The sequence below is a fragment of the Allobosea sp. P1_A7 genome, from assembly GCF_056406775.1.
Genome location: NZ_JBFTZN010000594.1, coordinates 1 through 1,124, shown reverse-complemented (window position 1 = coordinate 1,124; position 1,124 = coordinate 1). Strand labels below are relative to the sequence as shown.

The following is a 1,124-nucleotide window of genomic DNA, read 5'->3' as shown; positions in this document are numbered from 1 at the left end:
CTATTGCCGATGGCGATCAGCACATTGCGGATGAAGCGATCGCGGCCGGTGCGCTTGACCGGCGTGCCGGCAAAGAGCTGGCGGAAGGATGGGTCGTCGAGCGCTGCGAGATCGGCCAGGGGCAATGCCTCAAGCTCCTCCTTCAGCGCAAGCCGGGTCTCGTGCGCCGCCTCGGCGAACTTGTTCCAGGGACATACGGCCAGGCAATCATCGCAACCGAAGACGCGGTTGCCGATGCCGGGCCGCAAGGCCGCGTCGATATGGCCCTGATGCTCGATGGTGAGATAGGCGATGCAGCGGCGCGCATCGAGCTGATAGGGCGCGGGGAAGGCGTCGGTCGGACAGATATCGAGACAACGCCGGCAGGAACCGCAATGGTCGCGCTCCGGCCCATCGACCGGCAGTTCGGCCGTGGTGTAGATCGCGCCGAGAAAGAGCCAGGAGCCGTGTTCGCGCGAGACCAGTACGGTATGCTTGCCCTGCCAACCAAGCCCCGCGGCCTGCGCCAGCGGCTTTTCCATCACCGGCGCGGTATCGACGAAGACCTTCACATCTGCGCCGCCGCGAGCCGCCAGCAACCCGGCGACGCTCTTCAGCCGGCCCTTGATGACATCGTGATAGTCGCGCCTGCGGGCATAGAGCGAAATCGCAGCCTTGTCGGGTTGACCGAGGATGGCGAGCGGATCGCCCTCGCCCGCATAGCTCACACCGAGCATCACGACGCTGCGCACCTCGCTCCRGAGCCGGCGCGGATCAGCGCGTTCGTCCCTGCGCTCGGTCAGCCAATCCATATCGCCATGGTGTCCGGCCGCCAGCCAGGCGCTTAGCCGTTCGGGCGCCTCGGGGATCGCACTGGCGGAGGCGATGCGAGCGACCACGAAGCCTTCGGCGCTCGCGCGCTCCAGCACCGCGCGCTTGAGCTTCTCGCCGTTCAGAAGTCCAGATTGTCGTAATGAGCGCTCGGCGCCATGCCCGGCACCCGGTCGCTCAACAGCGGCCGGAAGCTCGGCCGGGATTTGATCCTCGCGTACCATGCGCGCGCGGCCTCGTCCTCTTCCCAGGGCACATCGCCGAGATAGTCGACGCAAGAGAGATGCGCGGCCGCGGCGAGATCGGCATAGCTC

1 protein-coding gene and 1 pseudogene are annotated in these 1,124 nt (G+C 66.8%); both read right to left on the bottom strand.

Translation table 11 applies throughout. The features are described from left to right. On the bottom strand, positions 1 to 908 hold a 908-nt coding region (gene queG / locus AC1D34_RS37870; RefSeq protein ID WP_476827067.1), incomplete at its 3' end, for a tRNA epoxyqueuosine(34) reductase QueG. A gap of 23 nt (positions 909 to 931) precedes the next feature. Then, positions 932 to 1,124, bottom strand: a pseudogene (locus AC1D34_RS37865) (glutathione S-transferase family protein); the annotation flags it as partial.